General features: G+C 37.7%; 20 protein-coding genes and 1 pseudogene. All 21 read left to right on the forward strand.

The window, feature by feature from the left end:
* Positions 1 to 13: 13 nt before the first annotated feature.
* The 21 genes and pseudogenes from dnaG to AB4865_RS07355 all read left to right on the forward strand — a co-directional run bounded on the left by dnaG (position 14) and on the right by AB4865_RS07355 (position 15082).
* Entirely contained in the window at positions 14 to 3211 is a 3198-nt protein-coding gene (dnaG, locus tag AB4865_RS07255; RefSeq protein WP_372472609.1) for a DNA primase, read from the forward strand.
* 369 nt (positions 3212 to 3580) lie between these two features.
* Positions 3581 to 3934 (forward strand): hypothetical protein, encoded by a 354-nt coding sequence (locus tag AB4865_RS07260; protein WP_372472610.1) that lies wholly within the window; start codon positions 3581 to 3583, stop codon positions 3932 to 3934.
* On the forward strand, positions 3931 to 4392 hold the full coding sequence (locus AB4865_RS07265) for a hypothetical protein (RefSeq protein ID WP_372472612.1): 462 nt from the start codon (positions 3931 to 3933) through the stop codon (positions 4390 to 4392). The genes AB4865_RS07260 and AB4865_RS07265 overlap by 4 nt, the downstream gene beginning before the upstream one ends.
* Before the next feature lie 38 nt (positions 4393 to 4430).
* Positions 4431 to 4874, forward strand: coding sequence for a hypothetical protein (locus AB4865_RS07270; protein ID WP_372472613.1), 444 nt, complete (start codon positions 4431 to 4433; stop codon positions 4872 to 4874).
* 102 nt (positions 4875 to 4976) lie between these two features.
* Positions 4977 to 5789, forward strand: a complete 813-nt coding sequence (locus tag AB4865_RS07275) for a S49 family peptidase (RefSeq protein ID WP_372472614.1) — start codon at positions 4977 to 4979, stop codon at positions 5787 to 5789.
* A 72-nt stretch (positions 5790 to 5861) separates the two neighbouring features.
* Positions 5862 to 6311 (forward strand): hypothetical protein, encoded by a 450-nt coding sequence (locus AB4865_RS07280; RefSeq protein WP_372472616.1) that lies wholly within the window; start codon positions 5862 to 5864, stop codon positions 6309 to 6311.
* A 103-nt stretch (positions 6312 to 6414) separates the two neighbouring features.
* Positions 6415 to 7428: a hypothetical protein gene (locus AB4865_RS07285; RefSeq protein ID WP_372472617.1), complete on the forward strand. Its 1014-nt coding sequence runs from the start codon at positions 6415 to 6417 to the stop codon at positions 7426 to 7428.
* 150 nt (positions 7429 to 7578) lie between these two features.
* Positions 7579 to 8031: a hypothetical protein gene (locus AB4865_RS07290; RefSeq protein WP_372472618.1), complete on the forward strand. Its 453-nt coding sequence runs from the start codon at positions 7579 to 7581 to the stop codon at positions 8029 to 8031.
* 60 nt (positions 8032 to 8091) lie between these two features.
* A complete protein-coding gene (locus tag AB4865_RS07295; protein ID WP_372472619.1) occupies positions 8092 to 8634 on the forward strand; it encodes a hypothetical protein in 543 nt (180 codons plus the stop codon).
* Positions 8635 to 8735: 101 nt separating this feature from the next.
* Positions 8736 to 9038, forward strand: a complete 303-nt coding sequence (locus tag AB4865_RS07300) for a hypothetical protein (protein ID WP_372472620.1) — start codon at positions 8736 to 8738, stop codon at positions 9036 to 9038.
* 115 nt (positions 9039 to 9153) lie between these two features.
* Positions 9154 to 9873 carry a hypothetical protein gene (locus AB4865_RS07305; RefSeq protein ID WP_372472621.1) on the forward strand — a complete coding sequence of 240 codons (720 nt, stop codon included), beginning with the start codon at positions 9154 to 9156 and terminating at the stop codon, positions 9871 to 9873.
* Positions 9874 to 10621: 748 nt separating this feature from the next.
* Positions 10622 to 10849: a hypothetical protein gene (locus AB4865_RS07310; protein WP_372472622.1), complete on the forward strand. Its 228-nt coding sequence runs from the start codon at positions 10622 to 10624 to the stop codon at positions 10847 to 10849.
* Positions 10850 to 11000: 151 nt separating this feature from the next.
* Complete coding sequence (locus tag AB4865_RS07315) at positions 11001 to 11168, forward strand: hypothetical protein (RefSeq protein ID WP_372472623.1); 168 nt, start codon at positions 11001 to 11003, stop codon at positions 11166 to 11168.
* Positions 11169 to 11205: 37 nt separating this feature from the next.
* Positions 11206 to 11589, forward strand: coding sequence for a DUF5053 domain-containing protein (locus AB4865_RS07320; RefSeq protein ID WP_372472624.1), 384 nt, complete (start codon positions 11206 to 11208; stop codon positions 11587 to 11589).
* Between the two features lie 500 nt (positions 11590 to 12089).
* Positions 12090 to 12266, forward strand: a pseudogene (locus tag AB4865_RS07325) (DUF5053 domain-containing protein); the annotation flags it as partial.
* A gap of 164 nt (positions 12267 to 12430) precedes the next feature.
* Positions 12431 to 12610, forward strand: coding sequence for a type II toxin-antitoxin system HicA family toxin (locus AB4865_RS07330; protein ID WP_372472625.1), 180 nt, complete (start codon positions 12431 to 12433; stop codon positions 12608 to 12610).
* A 30-nt stretch (positions 12611 to 12640) separates the two neighbouring features.
* Positions 12641 to 13018, forward strand: a complete 378-nt coding sequence (locus AB4865_RS07335; protein ID WP_372472626.1) for a type II toxin-antitoxin system HicB family antitoxin — start codon at positions 12641 to 12643, stop codon at positions 13016 to 13018.
* A gap of 250 nt (positions 13019 to 13268) precedes the next feature.
* On the forward strand, positions 13269 to 13601 hold the full coding sequence (locus AB4865_RS07340; RefSeq protein ID WP_372472627.1) for a hypothetical protein: 333 nt from the start codon (positions 13269 to 13271) through the stop codon (positions 13599 to 13601).
* Between the two features lie 47 nt (positions 13602 to 13648).
* Positions 13649 to 14140, forward strand: coding sequence for a hypothetical protein (locus AB4865_RS07345; RefSeq protein ID WP_372472628.1), 492 nt, complete (start codon positions 13649 to 13651; stop codon positions 14138 to 14140).
* 13 nt (positions 14141 to 14153) lie between these two features.
* The gene (locus AB4865_RS07350; protein ID WP_372472629.1) at positions 14154 to 14357 is read left to right on the forward strand and encodes a hypothetical protein; all 204 of its coding nucleotides are present in this window, start codon (positions 14154 to 14156) and stop codon (positions 14355 to 14357) included.
* 404 nt (positions 14358 to 14761) lie between these two features.
* Positions 14762 to 15082 carry a hypothetical protein gene (locus tag AB4865_RS07355; RefSeq protein WP_372472630.1) on the forward strand — a complete coding sequence of 107 codons (321 nt, stop codon included), beginning with the start codon at positions 14762 to 14764 and terminating at the stop codon, positions 15080 to 15082.
* Positions 15083 to 15170 lie beyond the last annotated feature (88 nt).

The following is a 15170-nucleotide window of genomic DNA, read 5'->3' on the forward strand; positions in this document are numbered from 1 at the left end:
AATTTATAAATTTATGTATATATCAAAACCATTTATAGAAAAACTGTTGCAGTCTGTAGATATACTCGAGGTGTTTCAGTATATAGGTGCAGAAAAGCTACAGAAAAAGGGTGCGTACTATTGGTGCTGCTCTCCTTTCAAGTCTGAAAAGACTCCGAGCTGTCAAATCAAAGTCAATACCCAAAGGTTTATAGACTACAGCTCCGACATTAGCGGTAACGCCATCACTTTGCTAATGCAAAAAAACAATCTCTCGTTTGTAGAAGCGGTAGAGGTTCTTGCTCAAATGAAAGGCATACCTATAGAATACGAAAACCAAGAGCAAACACAACGCTTCCAAGCCAAAAGGGAAAAGAAAAACCAATTGCGTAAATACCTAAAAGCTATTGCAGAGCGTATGCACCAGCACTTGTTGCAATTGCCACAAAATCATGATGCCATCGCCGAACTGCAAAAGCGACACTACACGGTAGAAGATATAAAAGAGTGGCAATTGGGCTACGCACCGGGGGGGCAGTACATCTACAATCTTTTTAAGGAAGTGGGGGCTGTGGCATTGGGCAAAGAACTGGGGCTGATCAACGACAACAACAACGACAAGCTGTGGCATCGGTTGGTATATCCTATCTACGACCGTATGGGCAACATTTCTGGTTTTGCCTCTCGTGCCTTGAGCGAGGATAAAAACCAAGCCAAATGGATGAACCCTGCCGAGAATGAGCTGTACAAAAAGTCGGAATCGTTCTATGGCATACACGCGGCCCATCGTGCCATACTCAAAGCCAAGCGTGTGTATATCGTAGAGGGCTACAACGACGTGATTGCTTGGCACAAATACGGCCTGGAAAATACAGTGGCCGTGTGTGGTACTGCTATTACCGATATACAGATAGAGCAGTTGGGCAAATATACCCAAAAGGTTACGCTTTGCCTCGATGGTGATAGTGCCGGTATTGGCAAAATGATGAAATACCTGCCGGTGTTTATATCGCAGGGGTTTTCGGTAGAGGTGTGCCACTTGCCCGAGGGGCTTGATCCTGACGATTATAGCCGTAAGTATGCACAGCAAATACAGCAGTTGGGATTGGAAAACTCTCTGCAACCCTACATAACCACAGGGTTTAAACAATTGGTAGTGCAGAAGCTATCAAGCGGAGACGAGCTCGACCGTGCCAATGCCCTGCGTGAGCTTACACAGCTAATAGCCTCGGTAAAAAATAGCACTTTGCGTAGCATATACACCGACCAACTGATAAAGGAGGGTAAACAAAAGGCTCAAATTATCAAAGAATTGATGCGAGAACAAGAGGCTATGCTCCTACAACAGGATAAAGACGAAAGTGATGAATACCTTTTGCCCAAAGGGGTAACTACGCCCCTGGACCAACTAAAGCCTGTCATTGAAAAGTATCAGCTGTTTGTATCGGACAATCAGGTTTTTGTGCAAAGTACTTTCGAGCCGCCTTATACCTTCAAGAGCGTTAGCAATTTTTCGGTAGAAATACTTCAGCACATGAACGACGAAAAAAAAGCAACTAAGCTATTGCGTATATGCAACATCAAAAACGAGGAACGCATTTTTGATATTCCTGCCGATGGGCTTACCGCTCCGCTCGAGTTTAAAAAACATTGTTCCAATCAGGGCAATTTCTTATGGTTGGGCAATTTGAAAGAGTTGGACAAACTATCCTCTTATCTATACGATCGAATGGGGGTGGGAAGAAAGGTAGATGTATTGGGGTGGAATCCGGAAGGGTTTTATTGCTGGAACAATATGGTAACGGAACCTGGCAAACCGCCCATTGCCATAGACAAAAATGGACTGTTTCACCATGATGGGCATACGTATTATGTACCTAGTGCCAACGAAATTTATAGAAATATCTCCGACAAGTATGTACAACAAAAACGCATCAGACTACATAAGCCACAGGTTTCTATTATCGACTATTTGGCACAAATGCATAAGGTACACCGAGAGTATGCCGTAGTGGGTATGTTGTTTGCCTTTGCATCGGCTCATCAAGATTTGATAGTAGATGTAGCCAAGGGGTTTCCGTTGTTGTTTCTCTACGGACCTCCATCGACAGGAAAAGACGAACTGTATGGCTGCATAAAAAAAATGTTTGGTATTGGCAAAAACGATTCTATCAACATAGAAAGTAAACAATCTACCGGAAAAGGCATGCTGAGAAGTTTTGGAGAGTTTAGCAATATGGTGGTGCATCTTTCTGAGTATATCAATGGCGACAAAGAAATAGACGGTATGCTAAAGGGTATTTGGGACAGAAGTTCGTACAAAAGAGCTACCATCGACAGTCGTGTGAGTACCGATAGCACACCTATATTGTGCAGTGTCATTGTTACTGGCAACCAAACGCCCACAAATGAGGCAGTGCTTACACGATTGATTTATGGCGAAATGACCAAAAACCAATTTACACTCGAAGAATCGCAAGCCTTTGAAGAATTGGAAAATATGACTACCGACCATATTACCGGCTATATGGATCGTGTGATTTGGTACCGCCCACTGTTTGAAAAGCACTTTGCCAAAAAATTTTTTATGTATAAAAAGATTTTGAAAGAACGCAAAGCCTTTAAGGGTAGTATAGATCGTATCATTACTAATTATGCCATATTGGGGGCAACGCACGAAATACTAAAGGAAACCAACGAAATTGTTTTTCCTTTTACCACGGCCGAAATGCTCGATGTGTTTGATGCGTTTGTAAGCAACCTAAAACGCAAACTGGATACTGCCAATGTCATCAGCCGTTTTTGGGATGTGTTTGTGGCCTGCTTGAGTGGAAGCGAAATCAACAAGCTGCATTTAGGTTTGCAGCTGGATATACAAGGCGAATTGCTCTACATACGATTTACAGAGGTATATAATAGAATACAGACCGAGTGGTTTCCGCGATTTTCGGAATCGTGCCCAAGCAAGACTACACTACTGGAAAAACTGAAAGAGGATAAATGCTTTGTAGAAGAAAAAAAATCGCACCGCTTTGCCAATATCAATACCTCTGCCTATGTATTGGATCTAAAAAAAATAGACAATAGAGAGAGTATTCTCTTTGCCCTGAACCTGCAATTGGAACAGAAAGAGGCACAACAAGGTATGCCATCGTTGTTTTCACCCCCTGCAACCCCCAATAATCATAATATAAAGGAGGAAAAGGATGCGGAGGACGGGTTGGCGTTTTAGAAGCCTCCCCTTTCACATACTCTCCTCCAAGTCTTTGGAGCCTTCCTCCCAAGGAGGGGAATTATAAAATAGGTAAACTATTTATTTTTTTTTGAAAAAAAAATAAAAATCGAAAATTATAAGCGTGTTTTTAACTTCCAACACTTCCAACAAGATTAATATATTAAAAATCAATATATTAATATATAAATAGTGTTGGAAATATGTTGGAAAGTGTTGGATGTTGTTGGAAATTGTTTTCGGTTTCCAACAACATCCAACAGAAAACAGCCTGTTTTTACACTTAACTTACTGATTTATAGTTTTGTTGGATTGTTGGAAGATAAAGGGCAAAAAATGCCCTACTATAATTGAAAAAAAAAAAAATTTATGAAAAACGACGAATTTCAGTCATTTCGAGCAGAATTGTACCAAAAAGGTATGGTGCAGTTCGATACTTCGCTTGTAGGAATATCGGTTTATGGCTTTTTGCTGTATCGTACCCGAGAGATTTTTGTGATCCTATATCGCAGGGGCGAAAAAATAGGCTTTATCTACGAATATGGTCAAATGAGCTACGAACGACAAGTGGCTATCTACAATACGCTACCACATTATGAAAAAGATGTGGGAGCCTTTGGTAAAAAATACCAACGCAAAATGGAAGTCCTTTATCCCAATGATGAAAATTTTGTTTTTTTGAACGAAAATGAAGTTTCACCATCAAGTAAAAAACGAATATGATCATCACCATCAATCTACCTGTGAGTAAGCATCTGAAAGAGTTTCTCACTACCAAATTTGGAAAAGAATATCACCTTGGTACCGACAATTGGTTTGGCGTATTGATCAGTACGCTATTGGAACGCAAGTCGTGCTGGGATTTCAAACCCAAAAAAGAAGAACAAAATACCGAGTTTTATAGCATACATATAAAATTGTCGTATGCCAACAAGCACGGTATATTTCTCACCAAAGGGCATGAAGAACTGTTGCGAAAATCTATCGAGAGCCTTTTTCGTGAAAATATCTACGAACAGGCACTGCTCAATAAAGAATGCTATGGTATAGACTACAAAACTACCATTCTCAATTGTTTGGAATATTACGGCATTACAGACGACAACAGCAACTACCTACAGGCCCTAATGAGAGATTTTTCCAGAAAGAAAGATAGAATCGAAACCCGTAGGGGCGAATGATCATTCGCCCCTACGGACAAAAAAAATAATTTCGCAATATGACCACAATTTTAAACCAAATTGATTGTATTTCGAGAGAAATACGCAATATAAAAATTTATCCTAATTATGCCGTTAGGTTTATTAATCACAAAAACGAATTATCAGAAGGTTATCAACCGCTTTTTTCGTTTGAAAATATCATTACAGAGGATTATCGGCAAAGTATAAAAACCCTACAACAACGAGGCAACTATTATTATAGTATAGATATTTCGTTTGGGGTGTATCTTACCGAGGTGCAAAGCGACACCCTGCAATATTTATTGCAATCGCTCAACAGCAAACGCTTTGCCGTGCAACTCGTTACCAATACAGCTACTACCTTGATAGGTAATGTCTATGAACCTCTACGCATAGAAGTACACAATCATACCAAAAACGACGAACAAGGCAGAGATAAATACGAAATAGTGATAAAAGGGGAGGTTACCAATGTATAATGAACAATTATTAATTATTAATTATTAATTGTCAATTGTCAATTGTATGTCGTTTTTCATACAGCCAAACCGCTGTAATATTGCACATAAAACCAATTATGAATGATAGGAAATACCTTTATAAACACACCTTTGGCTATAGAGCAATCGTATTTGATGGCATTGATACCTACTTTGCTATCGGAATATGCGTTGGCACAAAGGACGATGTCTATATCTGCTGAAGAAAAAGAGCAAAAATATCTTTCTACTATACAGGCGATGAATACTCGTGCCGAGGGTGCGATGTATCCTGTAGTAATAAGTATTGTAGGCCCGATAATGAAGTATAGTTCTTGGGCGTGTTTGGGTACTTCTTTTTATATCGATTTGTTGAAATCGTTGGACAGCAATCCGCAGGTGTTGGGTATTATACTCAATATAGACAGTGGTGGTGGTATGGTATCGGGTACTGCCGAGCTTACAGACACTATCAAAAATCTATCAAAACCTACCATTGCCTATACCAGCGGATATATGTGTTCGGCTGCCTTGGATATTGCCAGTGGTTGTGATCATATTATGGCGAGTCCGTATGCCGATTTGATAGGTTCTATTGGTACGATGCTTTCTTATGCCGATTATCAAGCCATGTTGGAAAAATGGGGGGCAAAGTTTTATGAATTATACGCCCCACAATCGACCGAAAAAAACAAAGAATGGCGTGAGCTGATGAAAGGCAACGAAGCACTATACACCGAACGATTGGAAGAATTGGCTCAAAGTTTTATAGACCGCATGAAAGAAAACTTTGGCGAAAAACTAACCGACGACGGCAAAGTATTTAAAGGAAAAACCTATACCCCAAAACAAGCCCTCGAAATAGGATTGATAGACCAATTGGGTAGTATAGAAGATGCGATGAATCTATTATAGCTCTTTGAGCGTTTCAAGTTATGAAACAAAAACAACCTGAAACCTTAAACCTGAAACAAAATTTTTATTTATATGAAATTCACAAAAATCATTGCCCTATTGGGGCTTACAGATGTGGTGATGCATAGTTCGCTATTGAGCAACAAAGCCCCCCACGCACGATTTACCGAAGAAGAATTGGAAAAGCTCGAAAACGCCTTGAGCGAATCGGCTACCGAACGCCTTGCAGAATTGGAAAACCAATTAACAGAAGCCAACGCACGAGCCACAGCCTACGAAAAGCTAAACAGCGACATCGCTACGGCTGTTGTACAAGCTATGGAAACCGCTGGATTGCCAACACAAGAAGGTATCGAAGAAAATCTTTTGTTGTTGGCTACCAAATGCAAAGAATATGGAGATGCACAAAACCGCCACACCTTTCCAGAAAACAACGGCACCGACGAGCCTACCAACGAGTATTTGCACGGCTACATCGACCCAAACGATGAGCATAACAAGTTTTTAAATTCAATTTTATAATTTGAAAATTTGGAAATGTGAAAATTTGAAAATCTCTAAATTTCTAAATCTCTAAATGTCGAAGACTCTAAATTTCTAAATTACGAAGTATTAATTCATTACTATGAACAAAACCATTGACATCAACCAAGTAAAAAATGAATTGGTTCGCTACATTGGTACGAAACCACATTTTATCCAGGGGGCTATTTTGTCTCCAGAAGTATTGTTGAACCGCTATGCTCGTACGGTTACGAAAGTAAAAGGGCATTATCCTACCGTACAGGCATTGATGAGTAATGTGGTACAAATTTTCGACTCGAAAAAATTTACACCTTATGGAGATATTAAATTTATTCCAAAGGTATTGACCAATTATCATCAAAAAATTGACTTTGAACTCGATCCTGCTGAAATCATGGGTTCGTGGTTTGAGGATATGTACGACGAAAGCAAAGGCATCAAAGACAAATCTATTTCTCGCTTGGCTACTTCTATGCTAAGAGAAAAAATTATCGATGATGTAAACTGGTTGTCGGTAAACGGAAAATTTGATGCTTCACAAAAAGGTGTGGCTAATCCTACCTTTGGAACATCAATGAACGGATTGAACGAAATTCATAAGATAATTGCCGAAGATACAGACAATCCTGTATTCTTTATTCCTGGTGAAGCTATCACTACGGCAAATATCTTAGATGTGGTGCAGAACTACGAAAAGCAAATCCCTAGTAATATGAAATCTAAAGTGAGATTTTTGTTTATGAACGAATCTGATGCTGAAGATTATAGAATTGCTTACGAAGATGCCTACGGACAATCGCAATTTCAAACCGATGCCACTCGCACAAGGTTGGGTAAGCGTACCATTATCGGTATTCCAAACCTTACCAAAGGAACGATCGTGTCTACTATCGACAAAAACTTGTTGAAGTTGATTGACGAAGTAGATAACCCTGCTACTATCTCTGATGTACAGGTACACGATCGTATCTTGAGAGTGTATGGAGAGTTTACCTTGGGGTATGATTATGCTTACAACCAAGTAGTGTTTATGCATACAGCCGACGGTAGCAAACAAAGAGGATTGAACAACGAAGAGCAGAATAAATTATTCTATCCGCAGGAGAGATTTTAATTCCACCAGCCCCCTACCCCCCCCCCCCCAAAGGGGGCAATGAAAAAGTTATGTAAAATCAAGTGCGAACTTACCCCTGTTTTTCAACGCACGGAAGCCCCTCTCGGTAGCTGAGCGAAGTCGAAGCTGAGAGGGGTTGGGGTGAGGCTTATGTCAAAGAAAAAAACAGACCCTATCGTTGTGGAAGATGAAGCAACGGTAGAAACTACAACAACCAACGAAACCAACGAAACTACAGATTTGCAAACGGTAAATCTACAAATCAAAGAGGCAGAACTCAATGGTAGAGAGGCTGAATTGAAAAAGTTTCAAGCCGAATTGAAAGATTGGGAAACACGCCTTACCGAATGGGAGCGTCAGTTGGAATTGAAAGAAAGTGAGTTGTCTTTGAAAGCAGAAATTCAGCGAGTAAAAGAAACCAAACCTGCCGAACAAAAAGCTACAACCTTTGAGTTTGACGGGGTAAATTATCGCTTTGCCGACCACGCTCCGCAATTGATTCGTATCAACGGCGGTATAAAAACCCAACAAGCAATAGCCAATAACGAAGAACTGCTGTTGCAATTAGTAGCAGGAGGTTCGGGATTGGTAGAAAGAATATAAAATCTAACCGCAAGGGTAGGGGGCATATAGCTTCCTGCCTATTGCATAAAGCAACATATTATGAGTACATGTTTTGACAATACACCCCACGAAAATTTGGAACACTGCCCAAATGATGAAATCAACGCTGGTATTGCTACCGAGTTGTTTTATGTGCCTTGTGCATTTATTGCTACTATGGCAAAACCTACAGTAGGCTCTACCTACGCAAGTAGAGTAACCATTCCTGCCGATGGTATTACCTTGAAATCAGGAAAAAAATGGAAGAAAATCGATATTCAGACAGAAGAAGGCGAATTGAAAAGTACTTTGGTAGGTAATACAGGAAACAAGAAATCGAAAACCGAATTAGACTTTTTGATTCCTGGTATGCGTACAGAGGTGCTTGGCTTTGTAGATGCCTACAAAAATACGCCTTGTGTGTTTGCCGTAAAAGATGCCAACAGCAAACTGTTTGTATTAGGAAACAAAGACTTGGGAGCAAGACTCGAATCTGCCGAAGGTACTACCGGAAAGAAAATCGAAGACAACTCTGGAGTACAAGCCAAAATTACCGCCAATACCAAATTGTGCGAGTATTTGGGAGAAATTACATTGGAGTAAGCCCTGCTATTTAGAGATTGAGTGCCTTACGGCATTAAGAAATTTAGAAATTCTGAATATCTCAATCTCTAAATTTCTCAATCTCTAAATTATGAAATACAATGAACAAAACCCATTTCAAACTATCTGTACCTATTGGTACGCGTATCATCTCTGGTAGTGATGATATAGAGCTTACAGGCGTACCAGATACCGCCTGGCAATCGTTTATGAGCGGTGCCCAATGGTTGCGACTTACAGACGAGGCGGTAACAGCTCTTGCAAACGAATCGGAAGAGCAGCTAAAAACCCTTATCAATATGCGACAACGACAAGCCATACAAGAAGATGTAGCCATATTGGTAAAGGCTTTGGAAGAAAAACGAAAAACCTCCGAGCCAAAAGCAACCAAACCAAAAAAATAATTATTCAAACAAAATATCATTCTTTTATGGTATGTACTCTGTGGGTGAAAGCATTGGAGACTATTACCAAAAGGATGATATTTTTGCTTATAGCCTACTGCCTACAGCCTAAAATATGAATGTACAACTACACGAAGAGTTATTAAAGCAATACATCTCACAGGGTGGAAACCCCAAAATAGCCCACGCCGTAAAGCGATTTTCGTTGCAGAACTACGCCAAGCTGAAGTATGAGATGAATAAAAATCCTCCCCTAACCTCTCCCAAGGAGGGGACTATCCCCACAGTATCTCCCCTCTCCTTGGGAGAGGGGCAGGGGGTGAGGCGAACAGGTTTCGGCGATTTGATTTCTCAATATCCAGTCGAGCTACACCTCACTTATAAAAAACGATTGGATGCGTGGCTACAAGCGTGTTCGCTAAAAGTATCGTTGAACAGCTTGAGCGATTTGCCACAAGACGAACCCAAAGCCTTTGAGATACAAATGCAAATATGGAAGTGCTTTCAGACCATAGACCATTGCCAAAAAATACTCAAGCACTATCAAGAACACAAACGCATCATGCCTACTGAAAGTAAAACCGATTTTTCTAAAATGAGCGAACTCGAACTCTACAAATACCGCGACAACCTACGAGCCTTGATCACCAGACGAAAGCAAACGATACAAAAGTTAGCCTTCCCCACCCCCTCCGAAGGAGGGGAGATGTCTCCACGGAAGTTGCACACGCTAAATCTAAAAAGAGAGCAGTTGCAAGACAAAGAAAACGAGTTACTGGAGTGTGAGGAGGCAATTCTCCATAAAACGAAAAATTTCTTCATATTGGAAAAGTAGCTTTGAAAATCAATGTTTTATATTTTGTGTAATTCTCTGTATTTTTTTGAGAAAATAAAAAAGGAGACCCCCTGAATGTCTCCTATAGCATTTCCGCTATTTATGAACTCCTATGCAGGAACCCAAAGGGGAAATGGTCTTCTATAAGTGATTCTTCTACCGTTTACCAGACGGCTTTTGCGAAAAATCAACTTATGAAGCACTCCGTTAATTACCTTAGTATGTTGCATACTAAATGGAGTTTTTAAGCGGGGGTTTGTTCAACCTTTTGTCTTATACCCCAAAAAGACAAAGGCACCATTCCACTATGGAATAATTAAGCCCTCTCATCAGGGATAAGAGGGCTTTTTTGTTATCATAAAATGATAAAATACTTTTATTTCTTTATCTTAAAAACCACCAACACAATTATTTTTAAGCATTTATCAAATCTCGACACTGGTAATATCAAGACTATGACAACAGTACTCCATTGAGATAATTAACAATGCAAATCTATAAATATCTTTTCTTTTAAATCTAATTTTGTTAAATTATATTTCGTAATTTATTTTGTTTCTAAACAAAAAAATACTATATATCTGCAGTGTTCTATCAGGGGCTACAACTGTATCCAGTAGCAAAATATCGAAAAATATATAAACCCAATCCGTGAAGGGGTCGTATAGTAGTAATACCATACATCAATTGCGTAAGCTCTTGTTTCAACAGCCCCCACTCACGGATTTTTTATTTTTACGCAAAAAATATGTTGAAACAAGCAGAAGTTACAGCAGTAGCACCGGTAGAGAATGTAGAACAGTCTTTGTTTGCTTTTTTGGAAGCAAGGGACATCAAATGGGCAAAGCTCAATTACAAGAAAGGGCGGTTTTTCCTATATTACAAAAACCGAGCAAAACATTTCTTTTGGGCAAACGGTGAAACCTTGGAAGCTCTTTTTGAGTCCTTGAAAGAAAGAGAAATGAAATTTGTGTAACACCTAATCCCCTCCCAAGGAGGGGCTTTTTATTCCTCCCCAACCCCTCCCAAGGATGGGCTTTTTATTTTTTCAAAATTTCTTGTAAAAATATTTGTATAATATACAAACGTTTATTATTTTTATGCTGTTAAATTAAAAGAGTAAAACAATGACAAGGAAGGAAAAGAAAAAACGAAGAAAGGAGCTTCTGCAAGAGTTAGATGATATTACAAGAGTTTATAATGAAATCTATCACAGAGCGCCACAAGTGATAAGCTACTATGATGATTTAATTGAAAAAATTGTTCAACTTCTCAAAGATTTAGGTGGTAACTAAACCACCTACTCTTTGAACCTTAAAAAAAAAGTAAAAAATGAAAGATAGATTAAAGGCACTAAAAACCCAATTACGCCAAGCTAAAACAGACAAAGAAAGAGAATTAATAGACGCTGAAATAAATCAACTTTTAGCAGAAAACCCAGAGCAATTTGCAAAAGATTTTTTAGCCATTTCAACAGAGAAAGTCAATGAAATAGAAGAAGTTTTGCTGAAAGACAAACTGAAAGATGTTGCTAATATCGTTTCTTTTTCTTATATAGCTAAGCAATATTTTGGAAAATCGCGCTCGTGGTTGCACCAACGCATTAATGGTCATTTAGTAAATGGCAAACCTGCCACACTCACAGAGGAAGAAAAACAAACCTTAAATTTTGCCTTGCAAGATATTACCAAAAAAATAGGCTCAATTAGTATTTAAATACTCATTTAATTTAACACCCAGCCCTAAACTTTGAGCCGAGTTTGGGGCTTTTTTATATTGAAAACTAATCATTTACAAAACATTTTCAAAATTTCTTGCAAAAATATTTTTTAATCAAAAATAATTGATTAAAAATTTGTATAATCAACAAATGTTGATTATTTTTTGTAGTGTAATAAAAATCAAGTAAATGCAAAAACAAGAATTAACAAGAGAGGAATGGGATTTGATAAAAAACCTCCGAGATTACAGAAAGGCTTATCCTAATGGAGCAAAAATGTTGGAACATGGAAATTAATGATTTAGTAGATGTTTTAATAGACATTGAATATCAAGAGGAACAAGAAGAGGATAAGGAAGAAGAAAATTAACTAAAATCCCCTCTACGGAGGGGGCTTTAAAATAAAAATATTATGGAAGTAAGAACACAACAAACAGAACAAAAAATCACAATGAAACAACAACTTTGGGATATTATTGTATAAGTATCTTGGGGAAGTATCTCTGAACAATACTTTAAAAAAAGTCGTTCATGGTTGTCTAAAAAAATGAATGGCAAGGGCTTTAACGGAGAGGAGAATGTGGATTTTACGGAGCAAGAGAAAGAAATTTTACGCGGTGCTTTAATAGATTTATCCGACAGGATAAAGAAAGCCGCTTATAATATTCAGTAATTTTTGCTGATTTTTATTACACCCTGCCCTGCCATTTTGGTGGGGCTTTTTTTATTTCTGAAAATCAACACTCTAAATAAAAATATTAAAAAAACATTGCAAAAAACTTGCATAATAATAACTAAATAGTTATTTTTACAATGTCAAATTAAAACATTTAAATAATGAAGTATTCAGAATTTCACAGATTGGTAAAAGACAATGGTTGGGAGTTTGTCAGGGCAAAAGGAAGCCACTACATTTACCAAAAAGATGGAAAAACTTATCCTGTTCCCTTTCACGGAAGCAAAGAAATAGGAGAAGGATTAAGAAAGAAAATTAGTAAGGAAATGGGGCTTTCTTAAAGCCTCATTTCAAAAAAAATAAGTTAAAATATGGAAATAATTATCAAAATCGAAGCCTCAAATGATTTTTTAGATGCGTATGCTGAAAATTTAGAAGGCGTTACAGCTGGAGGAGAAACCATACAAGAGGTAAAAACAGCAATATTAGAAAGCATTGAAATTCAAAAAGAATTAGGAAACATTGATGATATAGCGTATGAATTGGTATATAAATACGACACAAAAAGTCTCTTACGCTATTATGGAAAAATATTTACTATGCCAGCCTTAGAGAGGCTTACAGGTATCAACCAAAAACAACTGCACCACTATATCATGGGGAAAAGTGTACCTCGTGATGCTACGAAAAATAAAATAGAACTTGCCTTACACAAATTAGGCAACGAACTTATAGCCATTAAGTTATAATGTTTTAATTTGACACACTTAAATGTTTTTAATGGCTGATAGCCCTGCCTTTTGGTGGGGCTTTTATTCCTCCCCAACGCCTCCCAAGGAGGGGCTTTTTTTTGAAAAAAAAGGAAAAAAACTTTAAAATAATTTTGTTATTTACGAAATTATCCCTATATTTGTACTGTTGAAATAAAACAACGAAGTTCATAGAAATTATTAATTAAAGCCCAGATGACCAACTGGGAAACAAACTGGAACAAAGCAAATGAAAACATTTGAACAAGTAAAGCAAATTGCAAAGGAAAACAAAGACGGCTTTACAATCTCACTAATCGGTAGTGAAATTCCTAAAAAAGGATTTGTAGTAGCACTCAAAGAAACTCAAAATTGCTTCAACGACAAAGGGTTGAAAAAAGTAATAGAAGTAGCTTCAAAAACTACAAACCTTGTAGGAGGGTGGTTAGATAAATCAGAAAACAAATTTTACTACGATGCTGTGATGATAGTAGAAGATTTAGAAAATGCTAAAAAACTTGGAAAAGAAAACAAACAATTAGCAATCTTCAACCTTGAAACAGAAACAGAAATCAGACTGTAACACAAAGGGGAGCTAATCCTCCCCTTTTTAAAAAAAATAATACAAGAATGAGTATAGTAAAAGGATTTTATAAAATAGAGCCTTTTTTAAGCGATGAACAAAAAAAAGACTTTGAGGGGTACGCTGTACAGTATGCTAAATTTTTTCGCCTGTATTTTAAAATTATTACCATAAATACAGAAACAAAAGATTTATTAATTTCAGCAAAGCAGGAAAAGAAACCTACAAACACCCCTTATTTTACAGCAAAAGAAATAATAGGAGAAACTAAAAAATTTTTCTCTGATTATTTTCCTACTTTTGATTTAAAAGTAAGTGCAGAAGAATATTCACACCCTAAAAGTGATGAAATTACACCTGAATTATTACAAACACTTATTCAGAAACATAAATTAAAAATAAAAGATATTCAGAAAGAAACAGGTCTTGAAATGTCTAATCTTTCTATGTGGATAAATGGAAAAAGACCAATGAGTAAAATAGTACAAAATATGTTTTATTATTACTTTAAAACAAAAGGATTGATTTTGAATAATTAATAATTTTTATCTTATGGATACTATTGAAATAACCAAAGAAATAGACCGTGTATTGGAATTGTTTGGAATGACAGGCGTAAAAGCAGCCGAAGCAATGGGGGTTACTTACGCTACATTCAACAGCAAAAAAAATCCAAACAACGACCGACACAAATTCAATCAAAAAAACCTCGACGACCTCAAAAACTTCATTAGAGAGGCTTTTCAAAAACTTTAATCAACCAACCCCACTACACCAGTGGGGTTTTATCGCTTTTTCCCTGCAATTGCCCACCCATATACGCTACCAACCGCACCACCCCTCGAATTTTCATCGATTTCCCCCAATTTTTTCCGATTTTTCCTGCATTTTCGTCGATTTTTCTTAAAATTTAATGAAATTTTAACATTTTACCCACCCCGCCTCACCATATTTCGCCTTTTTCAAAAAAATGCAATTGTAAAAGGAATTAAGGCGGCTGGGTGGCTTTTTTTCACACGATGAGAAAAAGCAATTTTCTTTGTTGTGTATCTTTCTATATTACAGAAAAATAACTTTTTAAAAATGATAACGACCCTTGTGTTTTATTCTGAAAAATGGTTGTCCTTTGGTAAAAATCGTGTTTTTTGAACCTTTGCCGTATGGAAAATGTAATAACGCTGAGTGATATGCTCTCGGAAATGAAAAAACTCGACGCTCAGAAAAAGCCTATACCTTTTTCTGTTGTGGTGCGGTCGTTTAATTTGCAAAACAAACGAGGGGGCAAACTCATTCATTACCCCAATGCCACACTGATGCAAGCACCCAAAACCAAAGGTGTAAAAAGACTGGCAGACCCCAAAGAGTTTAAAAACCCCAACCATTGGGAAAACCGCACACGCAACATTATGACACCAGAGGGTGAAAGAAAAATACATATTTCCTTTATCGTGAAGTTTAACGGAAAAACGGTGATTTATTGAATGGAAAAAAAACTCCAGCTGGTGCGGTGGCTATGGTACCAATGCAAAACAACAACCGCTTTACTGACTGCATTTTTTTTTAAATGCC

The sequence above is a fragment of the Capnocytophaga sp. ARDL2 genome, from assembly GCF_041530365.1.
GTDB lineage: Bacteria > Bacteroidota > Bacteroidia > Flavobacteriales > Flavobacteriaceae > Flavobacterium.